The organism is Plantibacter sp. VKM Ac-2885 (genome assembly GCF_015351205.1).
Classification (GTDB): domain Bacteria; phylum Actinomycetota; class Actinomycetes; order Actinomycetales; family Microbacteriaceae; genus Plantibacter; species Plantibacter auratus.
The window spans coordinates 1-26,941 of sequence record NZ_JADKSK010000002.1; the positions used below are offsets into that span (position 1 = coordinate 1).

The 26,941-nt window shown below is 70.4% G+C and carries 27 protein-coding genes; 16 read left to right on the forward strand and 11 right to left on the reverse strand.

The window, feature by feature from the left end:
• Positions 1-256 precede the first annotated feature (256 nt).
• The 8 genes from rpmB (at position 257) to ITJ66_RS12585 (ending at position 9,658) form a co-directional block, all read left to right on the forward strand.
• Positions 257-493, forward strand: a complete 237-nt coding sequence (gene rpmB, locus ITJ66_RS12550) for a 50S ribosomal protein L28 (RefSeq protein WP_056010522.1) — start codon at positions 257-259, stop codon at positions 491-493.
• The gene (gene rpmG, locus ITJ66_RS12555; RefSeq protein WP_056010525.1) at positions 493-660 is read left to right on the forward strand and encodes a 50S ribosomal protein L33; all 168 of its coding nucleotides are present in this window, start codon (positions 493-495) and stop codon (positions 658-660) included. Before rpmB ends, rpmG begins: the two co-directional genes overlap by 1 nt.
• 2 nt (positions 661-662) lie before the next feature.
• Entirely contained in the window at positions 663-968 is a 306-nt protein-coding gene (gene rpsN, locus ITJ66_RS12560; RefSeq protein WP_064294760.1) for a 30S ribosomal protein S14, read from the forward strand.
• A 165-nt stretch (positions 969-1,133) separates the two neighbouring features.
• A complete protein-coding gene (locus tag ITJ66_RS12565; protein WP_370582710.1) occupies positions 1,134-2,501 on the forward strand; it encodes a DHA2 family efflux MFS transporter permease subunit in 1,368 nt (455 codons plus the stop codon).
• Positions 2,502-2,704: 203 nt separating this feature from the next.
• A complete protein-coding gene (locus ITJ66_RS12570; protein ID WP_064294762.1) occupies positions 2,705-2,986 on the forward strand; it encodes an HU family DNA-binding protein in 282 nt (93 codons plus the stop codon).
• 160 nt (positions 2,987-3,146) lie between these two features.
• Positions 3,147-4,316: an exonuclease SbcCD subunit D gene (locus ITJ66_RS12575; protein ID WP_194644849.1), complete on the forward strand. Its 1,170-nt coding sequence runs from the start codon at positions 3,147-3,149 to the stop codon at positions 4,314-4,316.
• Complete coding sequence (locus tag ITJ66_RS12580; RefSeq protein ID WP_194644850.1) at positions 4,316-7,555, forward strand: AAA family ATPase; 3,240 nt, start codon at positions 4,316-4,318, stop codon at positions 7,553-7,555. Before ITJ66_RS12575 ends, ITJ66_RS12580 begins: the two co-directional genes overlap by 1 nt.
• A gap of 108 nt (positions 7,556-7,663) precedes the next feature.
• Positions 7,664-9,658, forward strand: a complete 1,995-nt coding sequence (locus tag ITJ66_RS12585) for a cytochrome c oxidase assembly protein (RefSeq protein WP_370582645.1) — start codon at positions 7,664-7,666, stop codon at positions 9,656-9,658.
• 68 nt (positions 9,659-9,726) lie between these two features.
• Here ITJ66_RS12585 and ITJ66_RS12590 read toward each other — a convergent pair whose 3' ends face one another.
• Positions 9,727-10,794: a hypothetical protein gene (locus tag ITJ66_RS12590; protein WP_194644851.1), complete on the reverse strand. Its 1,068-nt coding sequence runs from the start codon at positions 10,792-10,794 to the stop codon at positions 9,727-9,729.
• Between the two features lie 66 nt (positions 10,795-10,860).
• On the opposite strand from ITJ66_RS12590, the gene ITJ66_RS12595 reads away from it, so the two are divergent.
• Together ITJ66_RS12595 and ITJ66_RS12600 are read left to right on the forward strand one after the other, a co-directional pair.
• On the forward strand, positions 10,861-12,120 hold the full coding sequence (locus ITJ66_RS12595) for an ATP-dependent RecD-like DNA helicase (RefSeq protein WP_194719016.1): 1,260 nt from the start codon (positions 10,861-10,863) through the stop codon (positions 12,118-12,120).
• A gap of 221 nt (positions 12,121-12,341) precedes the next feature.
• Positions 12,342-12,776, forward strand: a complete 435-nt coding sequence (locus ITJ66_RS12600; protein WP_086475145.1) for a hypothetical protein — start codon at positions 12,342-12,344, stop codon at positions 12,774-12,776.
• Between the two features lie 52 nt (positions 12,777-12,828).
• Here ITJ66_RS12600 and ITJ66_RS12605 read toward each other — a convergent pair whose 3' ends face one another.
• From ITJ66_RS12605 to ITJ66_RS12620, 4 genes are all read right to left on the reverse strand, one after another.
• On the reverse strand, positions 12,829-13,533 hold the full coding sequence (locus ITJ66_RS12605; protein ID WP_194644852.1) for an alpha/beta fold hydrolase: 705 nt from the start codon (positions 13,531-13,533) through the stop codon (positions 12,829-12,831).
• Between the two features lie 123 nt (positions 13,534-13,656).
• Positions 13,657-14,316, reverse strand: coding sequence for a heme oxygenase (biliverdin-producing) (locus tag ITJ66_RS12610; RefSeq protein ID WP_137244281.1), 660 nt, complete (start codon positions 14,314-14,316; stop codon positions 13,657-13,659).
• 94 nt (positions 14,317-14,410) lie between these two features.
• Positions 14,411-15,025, reverse strand: coding sequence for a hypothetical protein (locus ITJ66_RS12615; RefSeq protein ID WP_194644853.1), 615 nt, complete (start codon positions 15,023-15,025; stop codon positions 14,411-14,413).
• Between the two features lies 1 nt (position 15,026).
• On the reverse strand, positions 15,027-15,437 hold the full coding sequence (locus ITJ66_RS12620) for a DUF4383 domain-containing protein (protein WP_192019770.1): 411 nt from the start codon (positions 15,435-15,437) through the stop codon (positions 15,027-15,029).
• 166 nt (positions 15,438-15,603) lie between these two features.
• On the opposite strand from ITJ66_RS12620, the gene ITJ66_RS20045 reads away from it, so the two are divergent.
• Positions 15,604-17,265, forward strand: coding sequence for an Ig-like domain-containing protein (locus tag ITJ66_RS20045; protein WP_194644854.1), 1,662 nt, complete (start codon positions 15,604-15,606; stop codon positions 17,263-17,265).
• A 58-nt stretch (positions 17,266-17,323) separates the two neighbouring features.
• On the opposite strand, the gene ITJ66_RS12630 is transcribed toward ITJ66_RS20045, so the two are convergent.
• Positions 17,324-17,632, reverse strand: coding sequence for a DUF2470 domain-containing protein (locus tag ITJ66_RS12630; RefSeq protein WP_370582646.1), 309 nt, complete (start codon positions 17,630-17,632; stop codon positions 17,324-17,326).
• Between the two features lie 146 nt (positions 17,633-17,778).
• On the opposite strand from ITJ66_RS12630, the gene ITJ66_RS12635 reads away from it, so the two are divergent.
• On the forward strand, positions 17,779-19,077 hold the full coding sequence (locus tag ITJ66_RS12635; RefSeq protein WP_194644856.1) for a serine hydrolase: 1,299 nt from the start codon (positions 17,779-17,781) through the stop codon (positions 19,075-19,077).
• A 103-nt stretch (positions 19,078-19,180) separates the two neighbouring features.
• Positions 19,181-19,732, forward strand: coding sequence for a DinB family protein (locus ITJ66_RS12640; RefSeq protein WP_194644857.1), 552 nt, complete (start codon positions 19,181-19,183; stop codon positions 19,730-19,732).
• A gap of 26 nt (positions 19,733-19,758) precedes the next feature.
• Here the strand turns inward: ITJ66_RS12640 and ITJ66_RS12645 are convergent, their stop codons facing one another.
• A complete protein-coding gene (locus tag ITJ66_RS12645; protein ID WP_192006889.1) occupies positions 19,759-20,322 on the reverse strand; it encodes an ABATE domain-containing protein in 564 nt (187 codons plus the stop codon).
• A gap of 91 nt (positions 20,323-20,413) precedes the next feature.
• Here ITJ66_RS12645 and ITJ66_RS12650 point away from each other — a divergent pair, with 91 nt between their 5' ends.
• The gene (locus ITJ66_RS12650) at positions 20,414-21,349 is read left to right on the forward strand and encodes a DMT family transporter (protein ID WP_194644858.1); all 936 of its coding nucleotides are present in this window, start codon (positions 20,414-20,416) and stop codon (positions 21,347-21,349) included.
• Between the two features lie 5 nt (positions 21,350-21,354).
• On the opposite strand, the gene ITJ66_RS12655 is transcribed toward ITJ66_RS12650, so the two are convergent.
• Positions 21,355-22,515, reverse strand: coding sequence for an NAD(P)-binding domain-containing protein (locus ITJ66_RS12655; RefSeq protein WP_194644859.1), 1,161 nt, complete (start codon positions 22,513-22,515; stop codon positions 21,355-21,357).
• Between the two features lie 63 nt (positions 22,516-22,578).
• Positions 22,579-23,151, reverse strand: coding sequence for a hypothetical protein (locus ITJ66_RS12660; RefSeq protein ID WP_192019764.1), 573 nt, complete (start codon positions 23,149-23,151; stop codon positions 22,579-22,581).
• A gap of 41 nt (positions 23,152-23,192) precedes the next feature.
• Here ITJ66_RS12660 and ITJ66_RS12665 point away from each other — a divergent pair, with 41 nt between their 5' ends.
• Positions 23,193-23,858 (forward strand): SIMPL domain-containing protein, encoded by a 666-nt coding sequence (locus ITJ66_RS12665; RefSeq protein ID WP_194644860.1) that lies wholly within the window; start codon positions 23,193-23,195, stop codon positions 23,856-23,858.
• Positions 23,859-23,866: 8 nt separating this feature from the next.
• On the opposite strand, the gene ITJ66_RS12670 is transcribed toward ITJ66_RS12665, so the two are convergent.
• On the reverse strand, positions 23,867-24,775 hold the full coding sequence (locus tag ITJ66_RS12670) for a DMT family transporter (RefSeq protein WP_370582647.1): 909 nt from the start codon (positions 24,773-24,775) through the stop codon (positions 23,867-23,869).
• A gap of 117 nt (positions 24,776-24,892) precedes the next feature.
• On the opposite strand from ITJ66_RS12670, the gene ITJ66_RS12675 reads away from it, so the two are divergent.
• Entirely contained in the window at positions 24,893-25,774 is an 882-nt protein-coding gene (locus ITJ66_RS12675; RefSeq protein WP_192019763.1) for a LysR family transcriptional regulator, read from the forward strand.
• A 66-nt stretch (positions 25,775-25,840) separates the two neighbouring features.
• Here ITJ66_RS12675 and ITJ66_RS20180 read toward each other — a convergent pair whose 3' ends face one another.
• Positions 25,841-26,926 carry a GTP-binding protein gene (locus ITJ66_RS20180; protein ID WP_194644861.1) on the reverse strand — a complete coding sequence of 362 codons (1,086 nt, stop codon included), beginning with the start codon at positions 26,924-26,926 and terminating at the stop codon, positions 25,841-25,843.
• Positions 26,927-26,941: the final 15 nt, after the last annotated feature.

The following is a 26,941-nucleotide window of genomic DNA, read 5'->3' on the forward strand; positions in this document are numbered from 1 at the left end:
TGTGGGAGAGTAGGACACCGCCGGACTTCTTCGTTGAAATGGCCACCCAAGGTTCTTGGGTGGCCATTTTGCGTTAAGTACGAGAAACACGAATTTGCAAAACGCCTGGTCACAGCGTACGCTTGACCCTTGGTGTGGACGCTCCATGTCCACATCGTGTCCACGATCCCCACCGCTTACGCAGACCGGGATCGCGCACGCCGACAAGAGATCTTGGGCAGGGCAGTCGCCCTGCGGTAATGAAGGAGAAACTACTATGGCAGCAGTGTGCCAGGTGACTGGAGCCGTTCCCGGCTTCGGTCACAACATCTCGCACTCGCACCGTCGCACGAAGCGCCGCTTCGACCCGAACGTGCAGAAGAAGACCTACTACGTGCCCTCGCTGCGTCGTAACGTCACCCTCAAGGTGTCCGCCAAGGGCATCAAGGTGATCGACGCCCGTGGCATCGAATCCGTCGTCAAGGACATTCTCGCTCGTGGGGTGAAGATCTAATGGCTAAGCAGCAGGACGTCCGTCCAATCATCAAGCTCCGTTCGACGGCTGGTACCGGTTACACGTACGTGACCAAGAAGAACCGTCGCAACAACCCAGACCGTCTCGTGCTCAAGAAGTACGACCCCGTAGTGCGCAAGCACGTTGAATTCCGAGAGGAGCGCTAAACATGGCTAAGAAGAGCAAGATCGCCCGTAACGAGCAGCGCAAGGTTATCGTCGACCGCTACGCCACGAAGCGCGCCGAGCTGAAGAAGGCCCTCGTCGACCCCGCCGGGACCGACGAGTCGCGTGAAGCAGCTCGCCTCGGCCTCCAGAAGCTCCCTCGCAACGCTTCGCCGGTTCGCCTCCGCAACCGCGACGCCATCGACGGACGCCCGCGAGGCAACCTCTCGAAGTTCGGCATCAGCCGCGTTCGCTTCCGCGACATGGCGCACAAGGGCGAACTGCCCGGCGTCCGCAAGTCGAGCTGGTAACACCCGCTCAGTCGGAGCTCACATTCCGCTGACACAGCATCGCAACACCGAAAGGGCCGTCCGCATCGCGGGCGGCCCTTTCGCGTTGTCGGCGACAGCTGCAAGGATCGAACGATTCCCACATCCACCGAGGAGGCGCTGCTGGACGTCCGTACGCAACGAGCAATCGCCCTCCTGGTCGCCGGCTGCTTCTTCATGGAGAACCTCGACGGGACCATCCTCACCACCGCCGCACCGAGCATCGCGCGCGACCTCGGGACCTCGTCGACCGCCGTCGGGCTCGCCGTCACCGCATTCCTGCTCACGGTGGCCGTCCTCATCCCCGTCAGCGGTTGGCTGACGGACCGGTTCGGCGCCAAGCGCATCTTCGCGCTGGCGATCGCGGTGTTCACGATCGCCTCTGTGCTGTGTGCGTTGAGCTCGAGCCTGCCGATGCTCGTCGGCTTCCGGGTGCTCCAGGGCGTCGGCGGGGCGTTGATGGTGCCGGTCGGTCGACTGGCCGTGCTCCGGGTGACGCCCAAGGAGCGGTTGATCCAGGCCATCGCCCTCCTGACGTGGCCCGCCCTCGCCGCCCCGATCATCGCGCCGTTCCTCGGTGGGGTCATCACCCAGTACGCCTCCTGGCACTGGATCTTCCTCATCAACGTGCCGATCGGTGTCGTCGCGTTCATCGTGGCGCTCCGCATCGTCCCCGACTTCGCCGCCGACGAGGTGCCTCCGCTCGACTGGCTCGGCCTGTCGCTCGCCTGCGTCGGGCTCGCGTCGCTCCTGGTGGCGGCGTCCCTGGTGTCCGGCGCCGGGTTCGATGCACGGTGGTTCGCCGGGTCGCTCGTGGCAGGTGTCGTTCTGCTCGCCCTCGCGATCCGACACCTGTTCCGCGCGCCCCACCCGTTCGTCGACCTCCGCTCGCTGCGGATCGAGACCTTCCGCCTGGCCAACGCCGGCGGCAGCGTCTACCGGCTCACGATCAGCGCCGTCCCCTTCCTCCTGCCGCTGCTCTTCCAGGACGCATTCGGCTGGACGCCCGTCCAGGCCGGTTCGATGGTGCTCTTCCTCTTCGCCGGCAACCTCGCGATCAAGCCGGCGACGACCTGGATGTTGCGGCGGTTCGGATTCCGTCTGGTGCTCGTGTCGTCGAACCTGATCGGAGTCCTGTGCATGGCCGGGATGGCGTTCCTCACCGCCGGCACGTCGATCGTGCTGATGGCACTGCTGCTCTTCCTCAGCGGGGTCGCCCGGTCGATCGGCTTCACGGCGTACAACACGATCACCTTCGCCGACGTCGAACCCGCTGCGATGTCGCGCGCCAACACCCTCAACTCGACCCTGCAACAGGTCGCGAGCGGCTTCGGTGTCGCCGTCGGGGCGATCCTGCTGACGACCGGATTCTCCCTCGAGGACGGGGTCGGTGGCGGCCAGCTGCTGCCGTATCAGTTCACGTTCCTCGCGATCGCCGTCCTGACCCTCTTCCCGACGATCGAGGCGTGGTTGCTGTCGCGAGCTGCCGGGCACAGCGTCATCGGGGTCCGCTGAGCGGCCACACCGACGGCTCCCAGCTGGGAAACGACCGACACGCAGGCCCGATTGTCCGCGTAGAGCGGAGAAATCCGCGAAATCTCGCGGATTGCTGCTACATTCGAGGCGGTCACACCGACCAGTTGGTGCCGTATCAGCGACACCTTCGCTACCAACACATCAGCTGTACGTTGCAGCAACGTCCGAGGAGGACCCTCACAATGGCAAATTTGAACAAGACCGAACTCGTCGCCGCCATCGCCGCATCGACCGGCCAGAGCCAGGCGACCGTCGGCAGCGTTGTCGACGCGCTGTTCACCACCGTCGCTGAGACCGTCGCCACGGGCGGCAAGGTCTCGATCCCGGGTTGGATCGCCTTCGAGCAGACCGACACCGCCGCTCGCACGGGCCGCAACCCGCAGACCGGCGCCGAGATCCAGATCCCGGCCGGCAAGCGCGTCAAGGTGACCGCCGGCTCGAAGCTCAAGGCTTCCGTCAAGTAAGTCGTCGCGGGCGTCAGCCCGCACGGACTCGGACCACGGAGACACTCCGCCGGTTCAGACCACACAGCAGGGCGTCGCGAGAGCGACGCCCTGCTGTCGTTCGTCCGGGTGCCGTCCGGGGCGCGGCGAGGTGTCGGCGGCTCGGCCTAGCATTGCTGTCATGCGGATCCTCCACACCTCGGACTGGCACCTCGGCCGTTCGCTGCACGGGGTCGACCTGCTCCCCTTCCAACGCGACTTCCTGGCGCACCTCGAGCAGACGGTCGTGGACCACGAGGTCGACGTCCTCCTCGTCGCCGGCGACATCTACGACCGCGCCATCCCGCCGGTCGAGGCGGTGACGCTGCTGTCGGAGTCGCTCGGGCGGCTGGCGGGCCGCACCCGGGTCATCCTCGCTCCGGGCAACCACGATTCGGCCATCCGGCTCGGTTTCGGCGCCGCCATGCTGCGCGACGGGATCGACATCAGAGCCGACCTCGCTCGGGTCGGCGAACCGGTCCTGGTGGACGACGAGCACGGGCCCGTCGCCTTCTACCCGCTGCCCTACCTCGACCCCGACACCGCGCGAGGGGTGCTCGCCCCGGACGACCAGCCGCTCGCACGGTCGCACGCCGCCGTCATGGGTGCAGCCCTCGCAAGCGTCCGAGCCGATCTCGCGCAGCGTCGCGAGCATGGAGCGGTCCGATCGGTCGTGGCTGCGCACGCCTTCGTCATCGGCGGTCTCGCGAGCGACAGCGAACGCGACATCCGGATCGGCGGGGTCGATGCGGTGCCCGCCCAGCTGTTCGACGACTTCGACTACGTCGCGCTCGGCCATCTCCACGGTGCGCAGCGCGTCGGGGCCGCGTCGGGCGTCGACCGCATGCGGTACTCCGGGTCGCCGCTCGCCTACTCCTTCTCCGAACGCAACCAGGTGAAGTCGAGCGTGCTGGTCGACCTCGCCGTCGACGGCTCCGTGCACCTGGAGCTGCTGCCGGCGCCGGTGCCGCGTCGGCTCGTCGACGTCACCGGAACCCTCGCAGAGCTGCAGGGCCCCGCGGGAGACGACGCCGTCGATGCCTGGGTGCGCGCCACGGTCACCGACGACGTGAGGCCACCGGAGCTGTACGCGACGCTGACCCGGCGCTTCCCGCACCTGCTCGTCTGGTCGCACGCGCCGGCGGACCGCTCCGAGGAGGCGCGCGCCGCAGCCGTCACGGCGGTCTCCGACCCGGTCGAGGTCACCGCCGAGTTCATCGAGTACGCGACGGGTGCACCGGCGACCACTCGCGAGCGCGAGCTCATCGCGGCGGCGAACGAGGCCGCACTCGCTGCGGAGGTGAGCGCCTGATGCGCCTGCACCGACTCACGCTGCAGGCCATCGGGCCGTACGCCGGTGAGCACACCATCGACTTCGTCGAACTCGGGCGGGCTGGTCTGTTCCTCCTGGAGGGACCGACCGGCGCCGGCAAGTCCACGATCATCGACGCCATCGTGTTCGGGCTGTACGGAGAACTCGCCGGTACCGGGGCCAGTAAGGACCGCCTCCACTCGCACCACGCGCAGCCCGGGACGGAACCGTTCGTGGAACTCGTGTTCGAGACCGGATCCGGCGTGTACCGGGTGCGGCGGACGCCGGCCTACCAGCGGCCGAAGCAGCGCGGTGCCGGCTTCACACCGCAGCAGGCGAGCGCCACCCTCGTCCGCCTGACCGACCCCGACGCACTGGCCGGAGAGACCCTGTCGACCCGCGCGCAGGAGATCGGTCCCGAGATCAGCCGGATCGTCGGTCTCTCCCGGGAGCAGTTCGTCCAGACGATCGTCCTCCCGCAGGGCGAGTTCGCGAAGTTCCTCGCCGCCGGCGGTGAGGAGCGCAGCGAACTGCTCCGGTCCCTGTTCGGGACGGAGCACTACGAGCGGGTCGCCAAGCACCTCGTCGAGCGGCGACGGCAGGCCCAGCGAGACATCGAAGGCGCACGAGAGGCGCTGGGCCGCGCGATCTCCCGGTTCGCGGGAGCGGCCGAACTCGACGACGCACGGGAACTCGTCGCGGGCAGGGGAACGGACACCCCGGCCGGGATGGACGCCGCCTCGACAGTCGATGCCGAGCCAGGCGATACCGCGACTGCCGGTGATCCGTCGGCTGCGGAGCCCGACCTCCACCCGGACGTCGCGGATGGCGAGCCCGATTCGGACATCGCGACCCTCGCGGTCCCGCTCGAACCCGATTCCGAAGACCTCGTCGGTGACGCCACGCGCATCGTCGCCGTCCTCGAGCGCCACGCCGCAGCCGACGCCTCGACCGCTGGCGAGGCGCGGGTCGCCCTGGAGGGCGTCCGCACCGAACACGCCGCGGCCCAGACGCTGCTCGCGTCCATCGAACGTCGCGCGGAGCTGCTGACCGAGCGTGAGCTGCTCTCGGTGGACGACGAACCGGTCGCGCGGCTCTCCGAACGGATCGCGGCAGCGGCTCGGGCGGACACCGTCGCGTCCGCGCTCGCCGGAGCGGCCACGGCATCGGTGGCGCTCGAGGACGCCATCGCGTCGCTCGCCGCGATGGAGGAGCAGGCCGACGAGGCGATCGTCGCACTCGACGACGCGTCCGTCACCGCGCGCCGCGAATCCCTCACCGTCGAGCGGGCGTCGATGGCGGCCGTGCTCGTCCTCGAAGCCGCCGACGCCGACCGGGAACTCGCGCTCGCAGCACTCGCCGAGGAGCTCGCGACCGTCGACGAACGGCTCGCCGAGCTCGCAGCGGAACAGACGCGACGGGACGCCCGCCGGGCAGCGCTCAGCTCGGCACCGGAGCGCGCCTCGCGTGCGGCCACCGAGTCGGCCAGGGCCGCCCGGTCCGTCGAGCGCGCGGCTGAACGCCGCACGGTGCTGGATCGGGTGGACGCGGCCGACGAACGCCTCGCGGGGCTCGCCGATGAGGTCACCGAGGCCGCCACGGCCGCGAAGGCGGCGATCGATGTCGAGACGTCGCTGCGCCTCCGGAGGATCGAGGGCATGGCGGGTGAACTCGCCACCGGCTTGCGGGACGGCGAGCCGTGCAGCGTCTGCGGCTCGCTGAGCCATCCGGCGCCCGCGGTGCTCGACGGAGACCACCCCGACGCGGACGCGGTCGACGCGGCATCCGTCGCTCGGGCCGATGCCGAGGCGAGGATGCAGTCGGCGCAGAACACCCGGGACATCGCCCGGGCGGAGCGCCGTCGCCTCGTCGAGCAGTTCCTCGCGCTGGCCGACGACCCGGGCGACGTCGCCGCTGCCGGCTCCACCGACGCTTCGACGACGGCGACTGCCGGGTTCGACCCGGTCGCTGCGCGGGCGGCCGTCGATGCGGCCGCTGCGGAGGCCGAGCGGCAGCACGCGGAGGCCGTGGTCATCGCCGAGGAGGCGGACGCCGAGGTCGCGGAGGCCGGACGCCTCGCGGAGGAGCACCTGGCCGGCGTGGTCGCGGTGTCGGAACGCACCGCCACCCGGGCGACACTGACCGAGCGGCTCGCCGCCGCGCAGCGCGCCCACGAGCAGGCCCGCGCCGAGGTGGCCGGTGTCCTTGCCGGTCGAGCGGCTTCACTCGCCGAGCTCGACGCGATGCTCGAGGCCGAGCTCTCCTCGCTGTCGCTGCTCGCGGCGGCACGAGCGACCGTCGCAGACCGGCGCCTGCGTGACGCTGAGCGCGCGGTCGAGCTGGAGGCGGCACTCGAGCGGGCCGGGTTCGCCGACCGCGCGGCCGCAGAGGCCGCAGCCATGAACGGGGTCGAACGAGCGAGCGCCGAGGCGCGGGTGGCCGACCACCTGCGTCACACGACCGCGAACGCGGAAGCACTCGCGAGCCCGGCCATCGCCGGTGTCGCCGGTACCGCCGCCCCCGACGTCGAAGCGACGGCCCGACGACTGGCCGACGCCGAGGCGGCGGCAGGCACCGCGACCGCGGCGGCCGCCGTCTCCGCACGACGAGCGACCAACGCGGCTGCCGCCGGCACGGCGCTCGCCGAGGCGGCCGACGAGAACGCCGATGCGGTCCGCGAGGCCGCGGCCGTCGTCCGCCTCGCCGACGTGGTGTCGGCCACCGGCAGCGAGAACAGCACGAAGGTCACCCTCGGCACCTACGTCCTCCTGCGCCGCTTCGAGGATGTCGTTGCGGCGGCGAACGCGCGCCTGGAGTCGATGTCCGGCGGGCGCTACGAGCTCGTCCGCAGCGACGTCAAGGAAGGACCCTCCCGCAGCCAGCGCGTCGGGTTGTCACTCACGGTCCACGATCACCGGACCGACCGGCGTCGCGATCCGAAGTCGCTGTCCGGCGGCGAGACGTTCTACGCCTCGCTCTGCCTCGCACTCGGGCTGGCGGACGTCGTCACGGGCGAGGCCGGCGGGGTCGAGCTCGGCACGCTCTTCGTCGACGAAGGGTTCGGCAGCCTCGACCCCGAGACGCTCGACACCGTGATGGCCGAGCTCGGTCGGCTGTCAGCCGGAGGGCGCGTCGTCGGCGTCGTCAGCCACGTCGAGGAGATGAAGCAGCGCATCGGCGAACGCATCGAGGTGCGGCGGCTGGAAGACGGCTCCTCGACCCTGCTCGTCCGGTCGTGACCGGCGCCCTTCGACAGGCTCAGGGACCGGTGGTTCGGCTGAGGGACCGGTGTTTCGGCTGATCCCGCTGCGGTCGGGGTTCCCAGCAGCGCCGCGTAGGCTTGCAGCGTGAATCGTGTCGTCCGCCTCGCGGGTCCTGCCCTCCTGCTCCTCGTGGCCGTGGCGACCCTCCTCGCGGGTCTGGCCTTCGGCGGCGGAGCGGATGCGCAACTCCTGGGCGATCCCGGCGCCGTCGTGCGGTGGGGACTCCCGATCGCACAACTGCTCGTCAACCTGAGCGCGGCCGTCACCATCGGCGCGTTGCTCATGGCCTGCTGGGCGCTCAGCCCGGACCGGCGCGAGTACGGCGCGGCGCTCGACGTCGCCGCAGCCGGCGCCGCGGTCTTCACCGTCGCGTCCGGCGTGACGGGCTTCTTCACCTTCCTGAACGTCACGCAGGTGCCGCTCACCTTCGACGACGCGTTCGGTGCGAAGCTCAGCCTCTTCTTCACCGGGATCGAGTCGGGCCAGGCCTGGCTGCAGACGACGCTCATCGCCGCGGCCGTCACGGTGCTCTGCTTCGCCGTCCGCAACCACACGGTGCTTGTGTTCGTCTTCGGGCTGTCCCTCGTGTCGCTGCTGCCGATGGCCCAGCAGGGTCACTCCGCCGAGGCGAGCGGGCACAACGCCGCCGTCACCGCGCTCGGCCTGCACCTCGTGTTCGCCGCCATCTGGCTCGGCGGTCTGCTCACGCTCGTCTTCATCCGCAAGACCCTCGAAGACGGCCGGCTCGCCCCCGTGCTCATGCGGTACTCGACCGTGGCACTCGTGTCCTTCGTCGTCGTGGCGGTCTCCGGGTATGTGAGCGCCGAGCTGCGCATCGGCTCGCTCGACCGCCTGGGCACCCCGTACGGCATCCTCGTCCTCGTCAAGGTCTTCGCCCTGCTGGCGCTCGGCCTGTTCGGTGCGCTGCAGCGTCGGGTGCTGATCGGTCGCATCGAGCGGTCCGCCGCTGCACGTGCGGACACCCCCGCGGGCCGCACCGGCACCTTCTGGTGGCTGGTCGCCCTCGAGCTCGGGTTCATGGGCATCGCCTCCGGTGCCGCCGCAGCCCTCGCGAAGACGGCCCCGCCGGTCGACCAGACCGTGCCGGCCGCGCCGACGCCCGCGGTGCTGCTCACCGGGGAGGAACTGCCGCCGGAACTGACCTTCGCGCGGTACTTCACCGAGTGGAACATCGACCTCCTGTGGCTGCTGGCCTGTGCGTTCGGCATCTTCTTCTACATCGCGGGCGTCGTCCGCCTGCACCGCCGCGGCGACTCCTGGCCGATCCTGCGCACCGTCAGCTGGGTCCTCGGGCTGCTCGTGCTCTTGTACCTCACGTGCGGCGGCATCAACGTCTACCAGCCGTACCTCTTCAGCGTGCACATGCTCGGGCACATGGGCCTCACCATGCTCGTCCCCGTGCTCCTCGTCCCCGGAGCGCCGGTCACGCTGCTCGCGCGCGCGGTGCGGAAGCGCTCCGACGACTCCCGAGGGGGCCGGGAGTGGGTGCTCCTGGCCGTGCACTCGAAGTTCGCGGGGATCATCTCGAACCCGATCGTCACCGCGGTGCTCTTCGCCGGATCACTCTGGGTGTTCTACTACACGCCGCTGTTCCGCTGGTCGATGGAGGACCACATCGGCCACGAGTGGATGGTGGTGCACTTCCTCATCACCGGCTACCTCTTCGTGCAGTCGCTCATCGGCATCGACCCGGTCCCGTACCGCCTGCCGTACCCGATGCGGCTCCTGCTGCTCTTCGCGACGATGGCGTTCCACGCGTTCTTCGGGCTGGCGATCATCTCCTCGACCGGGCTGTTCCTCGCCGACTGGTTCGGGGCGATGGGACGCACGTGGGGGCAGGCGCCGCTCCTCGACCAGCAGACGGGCGGCGGGATCGCCTGGAGCGTCGGCGAGATCCCGACCCTGGCGCTCGCCGTCGCCGTCGCGATCTCGTGGAGTAAGAGCGACGCGAAGGATCAGAAGCGGCTCGATCGCAACGCGGACCGCACGAACGACGCGGAGCTCAACGAGTACAACGAGCGTCTCGCGCGCATGGCGGCCAACGACACCCGCTCCTAGCCCGCGAACTGTCACTCCGGAACAGTGTGAGGGGTGTCGGACTGTGCTGGAGTGACAGTTCGCGGGCTTCAGCGGAGGTCGATGTAGAGGGAGCCGTCGTCGCGGATCGTCACGAACGCCGACAGCGTGAACGGGACGTCCTCGTCGAGGGTCGAGACCGTGCCGTCGAACAGCGACTTCACGTCGACGACGAGGTGCGCGGCTCCGTCCGTCGCCGGCATCTGCCAACCGGTGTCGCCCGGCTGGACCGCCACCACGGGGTAGGCCGCGATGGACCACACCGGTAGGTCGTCCACGCGATCGCGGATCACCATGCCGAACGGGCACCCGGTGGGCTGGAGGACCTGTTGCGTGGCGCAGTTGTCGAGGTAGCCGTCGATCTGCGTCTGGACCTCCCCGACGAAGTCCGAGGTGGCACTCGCGGTCACCTCGGCGTCGACGACGCTCGCGACCTCGGTCGTCGTCGCCGTCTCCACCGACGCCGCCAGGTAGGTGGTGTCGACGTCGAAGTCGACGCTGCCCGGCGTGAAGGTGAGGAGCGGGATGGTGGAGGTGAAGGCCCCCTCGGTCCCCTCCGCGACGCGGCGGGTGTCGAGCTCGAAGCCGTTCGCCCGGAACCCCGTCGTGTGTGCGACGGTCAGCTGGACGACGCTCAACGGGCTCGTCTCGAAGCGCCACGACGGGAACAGCCCGAAGGTGCGCTCGCCGCTCGTGATCGAGAACGCCGTACTGTGCGGTTGACCCGCGAGTCGGTACGAGAAGGTCACCTCGTGGGCGCCCGAGGCGGCCGTGACGTCGGAGACGAGGCGCACGTCCTCGATCGTGCCGAGCGCTTCGCTCCGGAGCAGGGCGTCCGAGCTGTCGGCGGGCAACCCCGCGTCGGCGAGTTCGGCGGAGCTCAGGGCGACTCCGGGCAACGCGAGCGCGGTCGCGGCGTCGTCGTCTGCGAGGGCGTCGAGGTACCCGCGCGCGAAGGAACCGGCGCCGTAGACGTCGCGGGCGATGGCCGACCAGGCGGAGACGATGGCCGCGACGAGTAATGCCGCGATGCAGAGCCACAGCACGACGGCGCGGACGAGCCCACCGCGCACCGTTCCCGGGCGTCGCAGCTCCCCACGTGTCGCGACATGGCTCATCCTGACATCCTAGGCGGGCACCTCGCATAGGATTGGAGGGCGAAAACGGGAGGGAACCGAAGCATCATGAGCGTAGCCCTCTCCGCCGAGCAGCAAGCCGTCTTCGACCGCATCGAGAGCACCCGCGAGCACCTGTTCGTCACGGGTCGGGCGGGCACCGGGAAGTCGACGCTCCTCAACCACCTCGCCTGGAACACCTCGAAGCAGCTGGCCATCTGCGCCCCGACCGGTGTCGCCGCGCTGAACGTCGGCGGCCAGACGATCCACTCGCTGTTTCGCCTGCCGATCGGGCTCATCGCCGACCACACGATCGACCAGAACGATCAGACCCGCAAGCTGCTCAACTCCATCGACACCCTCGTCGTCGATGAGGTCTCCATGGTGAGCGCCGACCTCATGGACGCGATGGACCGGAGCCTCCGGCAGGCCCGGCAGCGGCCGCGCGAGCCGTTCGGCGGCGTGCAGATCGTCCTCTTCGGCGACCCGTACCAGCTCGCTCCCGTGCCGGGCAGCCTCGAGGAACGGGCTTACATCGCCGACACCTACCGCTCGTTCTGGTTCTTCGACGCCAAGGTGTGGTCCGAGACGCCGCTGCAGCTCGTCGAGCTCACCGAGATCCACCGTCAGCACGAGGCCGAGTTCAAGTACCTCCTCAACGGCGTCCGACACGGTCAGGTCACCGCCGAGATGGCCGGCCGGCTGAACGGCATGGGGGCGAGGATCCCTCCCGAGGACGGCGTCATCACCCTCGCGAGCCGCAACGACACCGTCGACCGCATCAACAAGGCGGCGCTCGCCAAGCTCGACGGCAAGCCGCTCACCGCCAACGCGGAGGTCTCGGGTGACTTCGGCGGGCGGGCGTTCCCCGCCGACGAGGCGCTCGACCTCAAGGTCGGTGCGCAGGTCATGTTCCTCCGCAACGACAGCGAGCGTCGCTGGGTGAACGGCACGCTCGGGACCGTGGTGAAGATCGACTCCACCGTCTGGGTCGAGGTCGACGGCGAGCAGTTCGAGGTCGAGCCGGCGACGTGGGAGAAGTACAAGTACTCCTACTCCTCGGTGACGAAGCAGCTGAAGCGCGACATCGTGGCCGAGTTCACGCAGTTCCCGCTGCGGCTCGCGTGGGCGGTCACCATCCACAAGTCGCAAGGCAAGACCTACGACCGCGCGATCGTCGACCTGGGCAGCCGCGCGTTCAGCCCGGGGCAGAGCTACGTCGCACTCAGCCGCATCTCGACGCTCGACGGTCTCTACCTCTCCCGGCCGCTGCGCCCGAGCGACATCATCGTCGACACCGACGTGAAGCGGTTCATGTCGGGGCAGTAGCGTCTCCGGTCTCGGCCGAAGCCGTCCGGTCCCTGAGCCTGTCGAAGGGCGACGTCGCAACGGTCGCATGTGCCCTTCGACAGGCTCAGGGACCGGGGTTGGGCTCAGGGACCGGGGTTGGGCTCAGGGACCGGGTTCGGGCTCAGGGACCGGGGTTGGGCTCAGGGATCGGCAGAGTTTGTGCGAGCGGGACCACATCCGAAGAACTACGATTATCGCTCATGACCTATGGACAAGCTCAGTGGCCGCAGCCCGGTCCGATCACCGCCTGGCGCACGCTCGAGCTGAACGCCAGCAAGCCGCCGTTCGCCGGATACTGGGGGTTCATCCCGCTCGTCGTCCGCATCGACGGCTTCGAACACCGCCCGACCTGGGGACCGTCGCAGTTCACGGTTCCGGCCGACCGGCCCGTGCAGGTCTCGTGCTCGATGGCGTGGCTGTGGGAGTTCGGCCGTGCCGACTACCTGCTGCAGCCCGGCGAGGCGCCGACGCTCGACTACATCGCCCCGGCGCAGCAGTGGGTCTCAGGCTCGCTCGCGCCGCGGGGTCAGGCGGTCATCAAGGGACGCGGCGTGCAGATCGCGATGTACGCCGTCCTCGCACTGGTCTTCGTCGCCATGTTCGGCGTGCTGGCGCTCTCGCTCGCCATGTCCTGATCGGACTTCCGCGGCCCGTGCCGCGCTGAATCAGCGGCCGGGTGGCGTGACCTCAGGTGCGGTCGACGGCCCGGAGCAGGATCGCGCCGAGTTCGGCCGGCTTGGTGAACTGCGGCCAGTGGCCCGTCGGGAGGTCGACGAACTCGACGTCCTGTAGCCGTGCCAGTTCCGCGACGTACGGGTGGCCCTGTTCCATCAGGCCGCGCAGCATCTCCGAGGAGAATTCGCACGCGACCACGGTCGCCGGGACGGACAGACGACGGTCGTCGTCGGAGAGCTGCTGTCGGTCGACAGCGACGCCCTTCGGTTGCGGGACGGCTCTGGCCCGGAACTGCTCACGGAGCTCCTCGTCCAAGTCGACGAGGTCCTCCGCGTCGAACACCGTCCAGTCGGGCAACGGGATCTCGGAGCCCGACGAGGGGAGTTCCTCGTTGATGCACGCGCCGTCGGCGAGCGGACCCGAGTCGACGTACACGGCGCGGACGACGCGGTCAGGGCGGGCGTCGATCGCGGCGGAGATGATGGCGCCGCCGCCGGAATGCCCGACGAGCACGACCGGCTCGTCGCCGGCGTCGATCTCGGCGACCACGGCGTCGACATGGTCGCGGAGGCCGATGCCCGCGCGGTCGGCAGTGACGCTCTCGAGGCCGGGGAGGGTGAGCGGTCGGACCCGATGGCCTGCCGCTTCGAGCGGGGGTGTGACCGCACTCCAGGAGGATGCGTCGAGCCAGAAACCGGGTACGAGGATGACGTCCATGCCCGAGATGCTACGCCGGGCGTGCGAGCGGCGGGAGGGGTGTTTCGCCGCCCGCAGTTCGTTCGCCCATGTTTGGGCGAACGAACACCCATTCCCCCAAGAATGGGCGAATGGACGGACGGATCAGGCGACGGCGGTCGCTGCGGCCTTCGCGGTCGCGAGGTCGCGGAAGAGGTCGGTGTTGAAGCGGTACGCCACCATGACCTCGTCGATCACGCGGGCCTGCTCCTCGTCGTCCCACGGGACGGCGTCGAGCTGCTCGCGGTAGGTGTCCTTGAACTCGCGCGGTTTCGCGATATCGCCGAAGAGGTAGAAGCCGACGCCGTTGGTGTCGAAGCCGAACTGGCGCTGCATGAGCGTGCGGATGATCTGCCCGCCAGAGAGGTCGCCGAGGTACCGGGTGTAGTGGTGCGCGACGAAGCCGCCGGGCCAGACGGCGCCGACCTCGTTGATCCGTGCCACGTACCGGGCGGTGGTGGGGAGCGGGGTGATCTGTTCGCGCCAGTCCGGACCGATGAGGAACTCGAGGTCCTGCACGATGGCGGGGAGACGCGTCAGCTTGTCGCTGATGAACGGAGCGGCGACGGCATCGGCGCGCATGCGGTCGGCTGCGGCCTCCAGAGCCTCGTAGATGAAGAAGTGCTGCGCGACGAGGGCGATGTAGTCCTCCTTCGAGCCCTTCCCGGTCATGAGGTCGCTCATGAAGTCCGCCCCCTCGCTGGAGGCATGGCCGGATGACGTGCGCTCGCGCAGGGCCTGGGAGAAGGGGATCACAGTGCTCATGTCGGACTCCGCGTCGGCTGGCTCGGTAAGGGTTGCCTAAGTGTAACGGGCCGGGCTCGAGAACGGGAGGGTGAATCTGTCGCTGTGGAGGGAATCAGTGGCTGCTGTGCAGGGAACCGTGCGGGACCGCGAACGCACCGGCGTTGGTCTGCGCCAGCGCCGGTGTCGTGAGCGCCGCCACGACCGCTGCCCCGGCGAGCAGGGTGAGCACGTACCGTCCCGTGCTCGGCTCGCGATGTGGCCGGCGGTTCGCGCGCGTCACTAGGGCGTCGAGATCGAGTTCGTCCGGCGCCGTCGATGCGAGGGTGACCCGCCGGAGTCGCCGTGCGAGCACCCCGGCGACGACGAGCAGCAGGACCGTGGATGACAGGGTCGGCAGGAACGGGGGCACGGTCGTGACGCCGAGGGAGGCGAGTCCGTACAGCGCCACCCAGACGACGACCGTGCCCACCGCGCCGGCGAAGGACGCTCGGAGGCCCGGCACCCGGTCGCGGACGAGGACCACGACGGACCACAGCAGTGCGGCGACGCCCAGGGTGACGAGCGGGATCGCGCCCACGGGGGAGGACCCGGCACCGGTCGCGATCAGCACGAGACCGGCGCCGAGCGCGCACATCGCGAGCAGGCTGTTCGAGATCGACGTCGTCCCGGAGCGGACCGCTGTGCCGGCGCCCGCCCGGGCGTCCTGACGTTCGACGGAGACCGACATGTCAGGCCGTCGCCACCCGGTGCGTGCGCTTGTCCGCAGCCAGTCCGGCACCGAGCAGCACCACGGCGCTCGCGAGGTGGAGGAAGTGGTCGGCCGTGTTGAGCGCGAGGATGTTCAGCGCGGAACCCACGATGAAGAAGCCGACGACACCGAGCAGGAGGTAGAACCCGCCGACCACCGTGTTGACGGTCTTGGCCGCGACGACGTTCGAGAGCCCGGCGATGAGCAGGGCCGCGCCGATGAGGACGTGCGCGATGTTGTGCAGCGGGTTGACCTCGAAGATCCCGAGGAGGAGGCCACCCTCGGTGGTGAGGACGGGCAGGCCGCCGGCGACGATCCCGCCGAGGAGTCCGACGACCACGTAGACCGCGCCGAAGACGGCGGCGAGGAGCCGGTTGGGTGAGTGGAGCATGGAAGCCTCCTGAGTTCGGTCGAGCCTCGGGCTGATCCGAGGCGTGAGGTGATTCGGAGGTCGGCCGCTTCTCGGTTTGGTCCCGGCGACCGTTCAACCATTCGTCCGATTTCTGCGTCTGGTATTCCAGTTGTAGGCTGACCCGGTCCAGTTGAAAGGTCCCCTCATGCTCCTGCATCCTGCACGCGCCGCACGGCGTGCCACTGCCGCCGCCGCGCTGGCCCTCGTGAGCGTGTTGGCCTCACCGGCCGCGTCGGCGCTCGCCGAGTCGCCCCGGTCCGCTCCAGTGGAGCCCGCCGGAACGGTCGCAGACGCGACCATCGCGGACGTCCTGAACGCCCGCTACGCGGACACCGCCAGGTCCTGCGACGGTGGCGAAGCCGCCTACTTCTGCAACGGCGTCGTCGTCCGCACCACCTCGACGGTGCTCCCGACCCCGCTCCAGATCTCCCGCGACGGCGCCTCGTTCAGCTACTTGCGGGCGGATCTCGGCATCGAGACGCTCTGGCCGGCCGCGTCGGCCGGAATGATCCTGCAGCCGTGGGCCGACCAGGAGTCGCAGATGCGGCTCCGGTGCGCGTTCCCCTCCGACGCCGCGACCAACACCCGACCGGACAGCTGCGACCGCTCGACCGTCGAGGTGGAGTACGGCAATCCCGAGGGCAGTAGTGCCCCCTGCCTGGAACAGGGCATCGACTCCGGCGTCGCCTGGTCGCGGCACTTCGACAGCCTCGAGTGGAAGAACGGCAACTGTGCCTTCGGGGCGGATCTCGACGGGTTCGCCGCCTCATTGGAGATCCGCGCGCTCCTCCCGGTGGACGACTACCTGGACGCCCTGTGGAACGAGGTCGTGGTCGGTGCGTGGACCGTCGAGAGCACGCCGGAGCTGCCGGTCGAGGCGTTCTTCTTCATCGAGGGGAAGCCCGGCGGCCTGGAAGCCGCGGAGGCGCTGCAGGACGAGTTCGCGGCATTGAGCGGGCGGATCGTCCCGATCGTCGGGATCGACTTCGACCGGGAGGCGCCCTTCATCCCGGTGCCGTCGTCCGAGCTGTCGGTGACGTCACCAGCCGCGCAAGTCGGAGAGGCGCGGCCCGAGTTCGCCGGCCGGGCGACGCCCGGATCCTCGGTCGTCGTGCTCGATGCCGCCGAGCGGACGGTCTGCGCCGCCACGGCCACCGATCGAGGCCGATGGTCGTGCACCCCCGACGTCGCGTTCGCTCCGGGGGCGCACGAGGTGTCCGTCGTCGAGACGTCGACGGCCGGCGTCGTGTCCGTCAACCACACCTTCGAGTACCTCGTCAACGCGGCTCCCCGGATCATCTCCCCGGCCGCCGGGGAGCGGATCGTCGGCGAGCGCGTCGTCGTCACGGGTGAGGCCGAACCGTCGAAGTTGATCGAGGTGCGCGAGGCGGGGAGCTTCCTCTGTCTCACCTTCTCGACCCCGACCGGAACGTTCAGCTGCACGGTCGAGGCCGTCGGCGTGGGCGAGAAGCGGTGGACGGCCACGGCGAACGCCGGCGTCGCCACGAGCCCGGCCACCGAGTTCTCGTTCTTCGTCGCGCTCGAGGACGAGACCGGGCCGGTCACTCCAGAGGACCCGGGCACGCCCGTCGAACCGCCGGTCACGCCGGTCGACGGCGGCGCTGGACCGGTCGACGGCGGCGCTGGACCGGTCGCCGACGCCGTTGGGCCCGCGGAAGCGGACCTCGCCCGCACGGGAGTCGGCACCGGCGACACGCTCTGGGCTGCGGGGTTCCTCGTGCTCGCCGGCCTCGTGCTCGTGGTGCTGCGCGTCGGCCGGTCCCGCTCGGCGGGGATTCGCGGCTGACCGGCCGAGCGGGGCACGGTCCGTCTCCTGACCGCAGCGATCGTCCGGCCGTCGTCGCTCAGTCGTGCGGGCGTGGCTCCACACCCAGACGGGCGCCCGCGGCGTCGTAGAGGGCGACGACCTCGCGTCGGATCTCGCCGCGCTCGGTGATCGTGCCGGCGGGCCAGGGCGCCCGACCACCCGCGGCGGTGCCGTCGACCGTCCAGGTCCACTCGCCACCCGTCCCGTCCAGCGCGATCATGGTGGCGGTCTCGGCCGCCGGTTCCAGGAAGGCGCGCACGATGAGCAGGTTGTCGTCGGGATGGTCGCCGTTCATGTGCGCCAGGACGGCGTCGACGGTGGTCTGCGGGAAGGCGTTCGAGGTCACCTCTCCAGGGAACACCATCACCGGGCCCGGCACCAGGCCCGCCGCCCGAGTGACCGGCGCGCGGCGTGCGACCGCAGCTCCCAGCCGCGCCCGGTTACAATCGGGAACAGTCTGCAGCTCCGCAGACCGCTCATCAGGGGGATGACTTGACTGCAACAGCTCCGAGGCGACGGCGTCTCGCCGCACTCCTTACCGCGGCGACCCTCGCGACGGTGCTCGTCGGATGCTCGGGCCCCTCGGTGTCCGACACCGACTTCCCCGACCAGGTCAGCGGCACACTCGCCGGCGACACGACCGACGCCATCACAGCGGCGGTCGAGGCCGCCGTCACCCAGTCCGGATCCTCCGGGGCCATCGTCGGCGTCTGGGCGCCGTGGGCCGGGAGCTACACGGCCGGCGTCGGCACGACCGAGCCGGGTGGCAAGACCAAGATGGATCCGTCCATGGTCTACCGCATCGGCGACACCACGCGCCCGATGACCTGCACCGTGCTCCTCGAGCTCGTCGACGAGGGCAAGATCAAGCTCACCGACCAGGTCCACAAGACCCTCCCGCAGGTCCAGGGCATCGAGGGCATCACCTACCAGCAGCTGTGCAACGGCACGTCGGGGCTCGGCACCTACACGCCCGCGCTCAACGCCCAGTTCGTCACCAACCCGACCCGCAACTGGTCGATGGCCGAGATCCTCGCGAACGGCCTCGCGAGCGGCACGCGGACGGCTCCGGGGGCGCTCTTCGGCTCGAGCGACACCGGGTACATCCTGCTCGGCATGGCGCTCGAGGAGCTGACCGGTCAGTCGTGGCAGTCCCTGTACGACCACTACGTGTTCTCGCCGCTCGGCATGTCGAAGTCCAGCTTCCCCGACGCCTCCACCGTCGAGCTTCCGGGGTCGCACCCCAAGGGGTACCTGACGCCGCGGGTCGCGGACGGCACCTACCAGTGCGACGCACCGACGGACGAGACCGAGCTGTCGACCTCGATGGTGTGGACCGCCGGTGGCGTCGTCTCCTCGGTCGACGATCTGCGGAAGTTCACCCAGTCCTTCGCGTCCGGCTCGCTGCTGAACGACAGCACGTACAAGAAGCAGTGGAAGGACCCTGTCTCGCTGGGTGAGGCTGAGCCGACCTGGAAGAGCTTCGGCGTGGGTGGGTTGCAGATCGGTCCGCTCCGGGGGCAGGCCGGGTCGATCCCCGGGTCGCTCTCGGCGGCCTTCTCCGACCCGACCTCCGGCTTGACGGTCGTCGTCATGCTCAACAACTCGACGCTCGGTGCGGGCTTCGCGCAGACGCTCGCGATGCAGCTCGCGTCGATCGGTGCGAAGGCGGCACCGGCGAGCGGGCAGAAGGCCCCCGAGATCGCACTCCCGTGGTCCGAGCAGCAGATGGCGGAGCAGCTCGCCGCCGCGGCGATGGTCTGCGCCCCGCCGGTCGCCCCCGCCGGGTAACGGAGGCATCGGCACGGCGCCGCCAGCGGACTGTGGCGGCGGATCGCGGCACGATGACGCTTTCGCGAGGGCGCTGGGCCATGCCGCTTCCTAGAGTGAACCCATGACGACGAACACCCCCGACGACGGCACCATCGTCCCGGACACGAAGAACTGGACCTGGGTCCTCGAGCGCGCCTGTCCCGAGTGCGGGATGGACACCTCGCGGTTCGGGTTCCGGGAACTCCCCGGGTTGATCCTGGCGAACGCCGCCGCGTGGCCGGCGGTGCTGGAGCGTGCCGACGTCCGGGAGCGGCCCGACCCGCAGGCCTGGTCGCCACTCGAGTACGCGGCCCACGTGCGGGACGTGTTCCGCATCTTCGACGTCCGGCTGCGGCTCGTCCTCGACGAAGACGATCCCGCGTTCGAGAACTGGGACCAGGACGCGACGGCTCTGGAGGAGCGCTACGGCGAGCAGGACCCGAACCGGGTGTCGGCGGAGCTGGTCGAGGCCGCGACGGTGCTTGCCGCAGCGTTCGAGCGGGTACCGGACGAGGCGCTCACGCGGACGGGTCGACGGAGCGACGGCGCGCGCTTCACGACCGAGACCCTCGGCCGCTACTTCATCCACGACCCGGTGCACCATCTCTGGGATGTGACGAGCGCGCGGTCGTGAGCGTCGTCCGGGCCTGCTGACGACCGCTACTGCGCCCGCGCGCGGAACGCGATCGTGTTGACGCGGTTGCTGCAGCGGACGGAGCAGTAGCGTTTCGAACCGTTGCGGGACAGGTCGACGAGCAGGCCGTCGCAATCCTCGGCGGCGCAGAGCCGCAGGCGGTCCCAGGCGTCGGACCGGACGACGTCGACGAGTGCCATGGCGATCTCGGTCTGGACGCGGTCGACGAGCGGTGCGTCGAACTCGGTGGCGTGGAGGTGCCAGTCGAAGCCGTCGTGGCGGCGCAGCTGGGGGAGCGCGGCGGACTCCCGGAGCATCGCGTTGATCTCGGTGACGGCGCGGTCGCGGGTGTCCGGGGCGTCCGCGTCGGAGGCCCAGAGTGCGTGGATCCGTTCCCGGAGCCTGGCCACCGCGGCCCGCTCGGGCTCATCGCCGTCGACCCGACCCGAGTACCGACTGACCCGCAGGAGCTCGACGAGTTGCGGCGGTGTCGCGAGCTCGTCGAGTCCGCTTCGGGACGCCGATGCGCGGGTGTTCACGAGCAGCGCGGCGAAGAGCAGCGCATCCTCGGTGTCAGGGGCAAAATGCAAGTTGACTCCTTACTCTCTCCGAGAGTAGCTTCATCTCAGCCGGGCGTCCACCTCTTCTGCCGGCCCCACTCGCGGCAGCTGGAGACACCCCATGAAGCACACGTCCTCGACCACGGTCGGTCTGCTCGTCGCGGTGCTCGCCGCGGTCGCCTTCGGTACCTCTGGCGCGTTCATCAAGCCGGTGCTCGCGTCGGGGTGGAGCCCCGCTGCCGCGGTCACCGTCCGCGCCCTGATCGGCGGCCTGGTACTCGCCCCGTTCGCCCTCATCGCGCTCCGCGGTCGCTGGGACGCGGTCTGGCGTGGACGCTGGCGGCTGCTCGGCATGGGACTCATCGGGGTGGCGGCGACGCAGCTCGTCTACTTCGCGGCGCTGCAGACCATCGCCGTCGGGACCGCGATCCTCGTCGAGTACATGGCACCGCTGCTGCTCGTCGCCGTCGCCTGGGTGCTGACCCGACGTCGTCCCGCGACGGTCGTCCTCGTCGGCTCCGTCGTGTCGCTCGTCGGGCTCGTGCTCGTCGTCGCTCCGAGCGGTGGCTCGACGCTCGACCCGGTCGGTCTGCTGTTCGCCATCCTCGCGATGGTGGGCTGCGCCGCGTACTACGTCATCTCGGCGCGGCCGGCGAAGGGGCTGCCGCCGGTGGCGTTCGCCGCCATCGGTCTGCTCATCGGGGCGCTCAGTCTGTGGCTCGCGGGGCTCGTCGGCGTGCCCTTCACGACCTCCGACGCCGACGTCACGGTGCTCGGCACCGACGTCGTGTGGTGGGTGCCGCTCCTGTTCGTCGGGGTGGTGTCGACGGCCGTCGCCTACGCGTCGAGCATCACCGCGAGTCAGATGCTCGGCTCCCGACTCGCCTCCTTCGCGGGCCTCCTCGAAGTGGTCGCGGCGACCGGGTTCGCCTGGATCCTCCTGGGGGAGCAGCTGTCACTTGCGCAGCTCCTCGGCGGGCTGTGCATCCTCCTCGGGATCGGCTTCGTGCGCTCCGAGCGGGCTCCCGCCGTGCCGATCCCCGTCGCGGTGCAGTGACGGGGTCAGTGCCGTGGGACCGGGACGGCGGCGTCGAGGTCGGCGAGGACCGCCATGACCGCCGCCCGCCCGGCCCGGTTCGCTCCGACCGTCGATGCTGAGGGGCCGTACCCGATGAGGTGCACCCGCGGCTCGTCGGCCGCCCTGGTGCCGTCGATCCGGATGCCGCCCCCGGGGAGTCGGATGCCGAGCGGGGCGAGGTGGTCGAGCGCCGCTCGGAACCCGGTCGCCCAGAGGATGGCGTCGACCGGGAGGAAGGAGCCGTCGGCGAGGACGACGCCGTGCTCCTCGATGCGGCGGAACATCGGCTGACGCACCAGGACACCGCGCGCCTCGGCCGCCCGCGCCCACGGCGTCCAGTGCATCCCCGTCACGGAGATCACGCTGCCCGGCGGGAGGCCCTGGCGCACGCGTTCCTCGACGCCCTTGATCGCCTCCACCCGGGCGGCGGTGTCGAAGTCGTCCTCCACCCACTCCGGTTCGCGTCGCGTCATCCACACCGTCTCCGCCACCCGCGAGATCTCCTCGAGCAGCTGGATGGCCGAGATGCCGGCACCGACGACGACGACGCGTTGGCCACGGAACTCGTCAGCGGAGACGTAGTCGGCCACGTGCAGCTGGCGTCCGGCGAACCGTTCCCGCCCCGGGTACGCGGGCCAGAACGGTTTCGTCCAGGTGCCCGTCGCGTTCACGACCGCCCGCGCCCGGAACACGGCGGGGGAGTCGGCGCCAGGGGAGTCAGTGCCCGAGGAGTCGGCGCTCGCCGCGGTCTCGACGAGGAGTCGGCCGTGCGGGTCGTCGTCCTCGCGGCGGACGGCGCGGACCTGCACCGGGCGGCGGACCGCGAGGGCGAAACGCTCCTCGAACGCCGCGAAGTACGGCGGGATGACGTCGACACTCGGGGAAGCAGGATCGAGCTCGGGCTTCGGCATGCCGGGCAGGTCGTAGATCCCGTTGACGGTCGCCATGGTGAGCGACCGCCATCGGTGCTGCCAGGCGCCGCCCGGGGCGTCGTTCGCGTCGAGGACGACGAAGGTGCGTGCTGCGGTCGGGCCCTCGGTGGCGCCCAGCGGGACGAATCCGCGCCGATGCAGGTGGTACGCGGCCGACAGTCCGGCTTGACCCGCGCCGATCACGACGACGTCGACGGTCTCCGGTGTGCTCACGTGCTCCTCAACGTCGTCGACCGCTCCGGCATTTCCGTCAGGGTCCGAGCTCGTGTCCGCGATTCAGCCGTGGGCCAGGACCTGCACGCCGATGACGAGGACACCCAGGAGCACGAGGGCCGCGAGCGCGATGAGCTGCTGCCAGAGGGACAGCCGCGCGCGCCGGACGGCGACCCACCCGCTGAGCCCGAGGGTGACGAGGTAGACGATCGCGGACACGCGGAGGGAGGTCTCGAGTTCCATGACGTCGAACACGGCGAGCACGAGCAGGATGGTGGGGGTCGCGACGGTGAGCAGCGAGCCCCACGCGATCCGGAGCATGGAGTGCCACCCGCGCTCGTCGGGGAACGCCCCGTGGGCGGCGAGGTGTGCGATCATCTCGGCGACGAGGCCGGCGAGGGTGATGCCGACCACGCCGATGACGAGCGAGAAGAGCGCATCCGGCGCGTCGTGGTGCTCCACGTTCGCCGCCAGCACGAGGACGATCGCGAGGCCGGTGAAGGTCGCGTAGACGCGCTCCTTGAGGTACTTCGCGACCGTCTCGACGTCGCCGGGCGGCAGCCCGCGTCCCGCCGGACCGTGTGCGTCCCGCCGGCGTCCACGTCGTCGATCCGCCCAGGTTCCGCCGTCCGTCATGGTCCAGAGCGTAGCCGCCGTCGCGGGATAGAGTGCCGGGTATGAGCGAAACGATCATCACCGTCGAGGGCCGCTTCGACTACCACCACCCGGCTGAGCGTGGGACCGTCCTCATCTCGGCGGGCTTCCAGGGACCCGAACGTGAGCCCGTCGTCTCCCGGACCACCGCGCTGCACCGGGCGCTCAGCCAGACGGCGGAGCAGTTCCGCGCGCAGTCGGCAGTCACCTGGTGGTCCGCCGACCGGCTGCGGGTGTGGAGTGAGCGGCCGTGGAACAAGGACGGGAAGCAGTTGCCGCTCGTGCACCATGCGGCGGTCGCGCTCGAGGTGAAGTTCGCCGACCTCCAGTCGCTGGCCCGCTGGGCCGAGGAGATCGCGGTCCAGGACGGCGTGACGGTGACGGGCGTCACCTGGGCGCTCACCGAGGCGACGAAGCACCGCATCACGGCCGAGGCCCAGCACAACGCCGTCCGCGACGCCGTGGACCGCGCGACCGCCTACGCCCGGAGCCTCGGGTTGGGCACGGTGCGACCGGTCGCATTGGCCGATCCCGGCATGCTGGGTGACGAGACTCGCACCTCGGGGACCCAGACCGCGGCGCCGATGATGCGCGGAGCCGCCGCACCTGCCGGCGACACCGCCCTCGACCTGAAGCCGGAGGACATCACGGTGTCCTCCCGCGTGCACGCCCGCTTCGCCGCGTCCTGACCCGACGATCAGCTCGGCGCGATGCTCGGCTGCACCTCGGGTGCGCGACCCCGCCTGGCTGAGAGCACGGCGCCGATCCCGGCACCGACCACGCAGGCGATGCCGAGCCACTGCGGTGTCGTGAGCTGCTGACCGAGCACGAGGAGTCCGGCGATCGCGGCGATGGCCGGCGCGGATGCGAGCAGGATCGAGAAGGTCGCGGCGCTGAGGCGTCTGAGGGCGACGAACTCCAGCGCGTACGGCACGGCCGACGAGAGCGCGGCGACGCCCAGGCCGAGCAGGAGGATGACGGGATCGAACAGGGCGATGCCCGTGGTCGTCGCGGCGAGTGGGATGGTCACGAGCGCGCCGATGGCGGCGGCGATCGCCAGACCGTTCAGGCCGGGGAACTCCGACCCCGTCCGCGCCGACAGCAGGATGTAACCGATCCAGAGGGCGCCGGCGGCGAGTGCGAGGACGACGCCGATCGGGTCGAGTGCGGCCGTCGGTCCGCTGTGGAGGAGCACCCCGCCGAGGAGGAGGACGCCGACGAGGGCGACGCCCGCCCAGAGCGCGCTCGTCCATCGACGACCCGCGATGACGCTGAGTGCCAGCGGGCCGAGGATCTCGAGGGTCACCGCCGGGCCGAGCGGGATGCGGTCCAGCGCCAGGTAGAAGCAGACGTTCATCGCGGCGAGGACGAGCCCGAAGCCGACCGCCGATCCCCAGGCGCTCCTCGGGTGTCCGCGGAGGGCCGGGCGGGCGACGGCCAGCAGGATGAGCGCGGCGAACACGAGGCGCAGCGTCACCATGCCGATCGGACCGACCTGCGGGAACAGCGTGACCGCGATCGACGCGCCGAGCTCCTGACAGACGAGTCCGGCCAGGACGAGGAGGGCGCCGGTCGCCGCCTGGCTCGGTCGCGGTCTGCGGATCACTGCACCACGCTAGCGCGCCCGGTCGCCGAGCCTCATCCGGTCACCGAGCGCGCCCCGGTCACCGAGCTTGTCGAGGTGCCGCCCCAGTCGGGCTCGCCGGTGCGGCATCATGAGGGCATGAGGATCGACGAACTCGCGTACCTTCGGGCGCTCGCCGAAGACGGTCACGTCCCGTACGCCGCTGAGGCGCTCGGTATCTCCCAGTCGACGCTCACGAGGGCGATCGGTCGGCTCGAGGCGGACGCCGGGGTCGAGTTGTTCGACCGCCACCGCAGCCGGCTCGAACTCAACCGCTACGGCGAGATCCTCCTCGTGCACGCGCTCCGGGCGCAGACCGAGCTCGACAATGCGCAGTCGCGGATCGACGAGCTCCGCGACCCCTCGGCGGGCCTCGTGTCCATCGCCTACGTCTCGTCCCTCGGTGGCTGGCTCATCCCGCGCATCGTGAGTGAGTACCGCCAGCTGCTGCCGGACATCCGGTTCGTCCTCGACGGCGGGAAGGCCGACAGTGTGTTGGACGCGCTCCGCTCCGGCTCGGCCGACGTCGCCTTCCTCAGCCCGGAACCGCGTGATCCGGACATCGAGTGGCGTCCGCTCACCTCCGAGCGGCTCGCGCTGGGTGTGCCGGTCGGGCATGCGTTCGCCGATCGGACGTCGTTGGCGGCGTCCGACCTCGAGCAGACGGAGTTCCTCGCGATGACGACGGACTCGGGGCTCCGGCAGATCGCGGACGCGTACTTCGCGAGGCACGGCGTCGTGCCCCGGGTGGCGATGGAGGTGTCCGAGCTGTCGACGCTCCGTGGTCTCGTGCGCGCAGGGGTCGGGATCGCCGTTCTCCCCGATTCCACGAGTATGGAGGGCGTCGTGCTCGTCCCGCTCGACGACGAGGCGGTCCGGGTGATCGGTGTCGCCACCAGCCGTGCCCGGGCGGTGTCTCCCGCCGTCGAGCAGTTCGTGCGGTTCGTCCGCGAGGAGTGGGTGAGCGCGCGGATCCACTGAGTCGCCCGGACCTGCATGAAATCGACCGGGATCCGAACCGTTTCGGGCAGTTGACGGGCCGGCCGCTCAGCGCTCGTGGGTGGTGCTCCATGGTGTGAAGGCGTCGGGGTAGTGCGCCCACGCCACCGGCCCGGCGAGGAGTTCCTCGTCCGTCAGGGTGCAAGCGTGCAGGGCGGCGGAGATGGCGACCTCGTCGAGGTCGATCCCCGTGACGACGAGCTCCTGACCGAGCGGTGCGCCGGGGTCGTTCGTCTCGAACGACGTGGGTTCCAGATCGATCATCGAGCCGACGTGCTGCAGGACGCCGACGCGGGAGGCGCGCGTCGCGAGGACGAGGAACCCCGCCGTACGGATGACCTGGCCGAACCGCCCCGCCTCGATCGGTCCGTCGAAGCATGCGAGGAGCCGTTCCGGGTGCATCGGCCGGGGGCTGTCGAACCGCAGGGTGGTCACGCGGTCGTGATCCACCCACGGCCGGTGCTCGCCGTTCAGCATCGCGATCCACCCGGGGGAGGTGCTGAAGCGGTCCAGTTCGAACGGGGAGTCGCGGTAGCGCGCGAGCGGCTCACGGGTGCTCGCGGTCGCCGGAGCGCCGGGTGTGACGCGCGGTCGGGCCGCGACCGGTTCGACCATCCGCGTCAGCGCCGTCGGGTTCAGGTGGCTGAGGAGCGCGAGGAGCACCGCGAGTCGCTCGTGTGTGACGCCGCGTCGGCCTGCGACGGCGATGGTGTCCGCGTACTCGAGCTGCTCCACGGTGATCATCGACCGTGCGGTGTAGGCCGTGTCGCCGTCCTCGTCGTGGGTGACGTACTCGTCGTCTTGGAGGTCGTGCAGGAGATGGGCTGCGTCGACGACGGTCACGACGGCGTCCAGAACGGCCGTGTCGCGGTGCCCGAGGACGGCGGAGACCGCGTCGACCGGGCGGACCGTGCTCCCGCAATCGAGGACGAGGTGCCGGGGAGCGAGCGGGTGTCGCGCGACGGCGTCGATCGCGTCGTCGATGTCAGGGTGGGCGCTCTCGGCGTCGTCCTGCCGTTCGATCGTGACGAGCGCCGCGGATCGTCCGGCGATCTGTCGGGCCACGGTGCGACGCTCCGGCGGACAGGTGCCGAGGACGAGCGTCACGGTCAGCGGCATGTGAGGCGTGGTCACGGCGGGTTCTCCTGG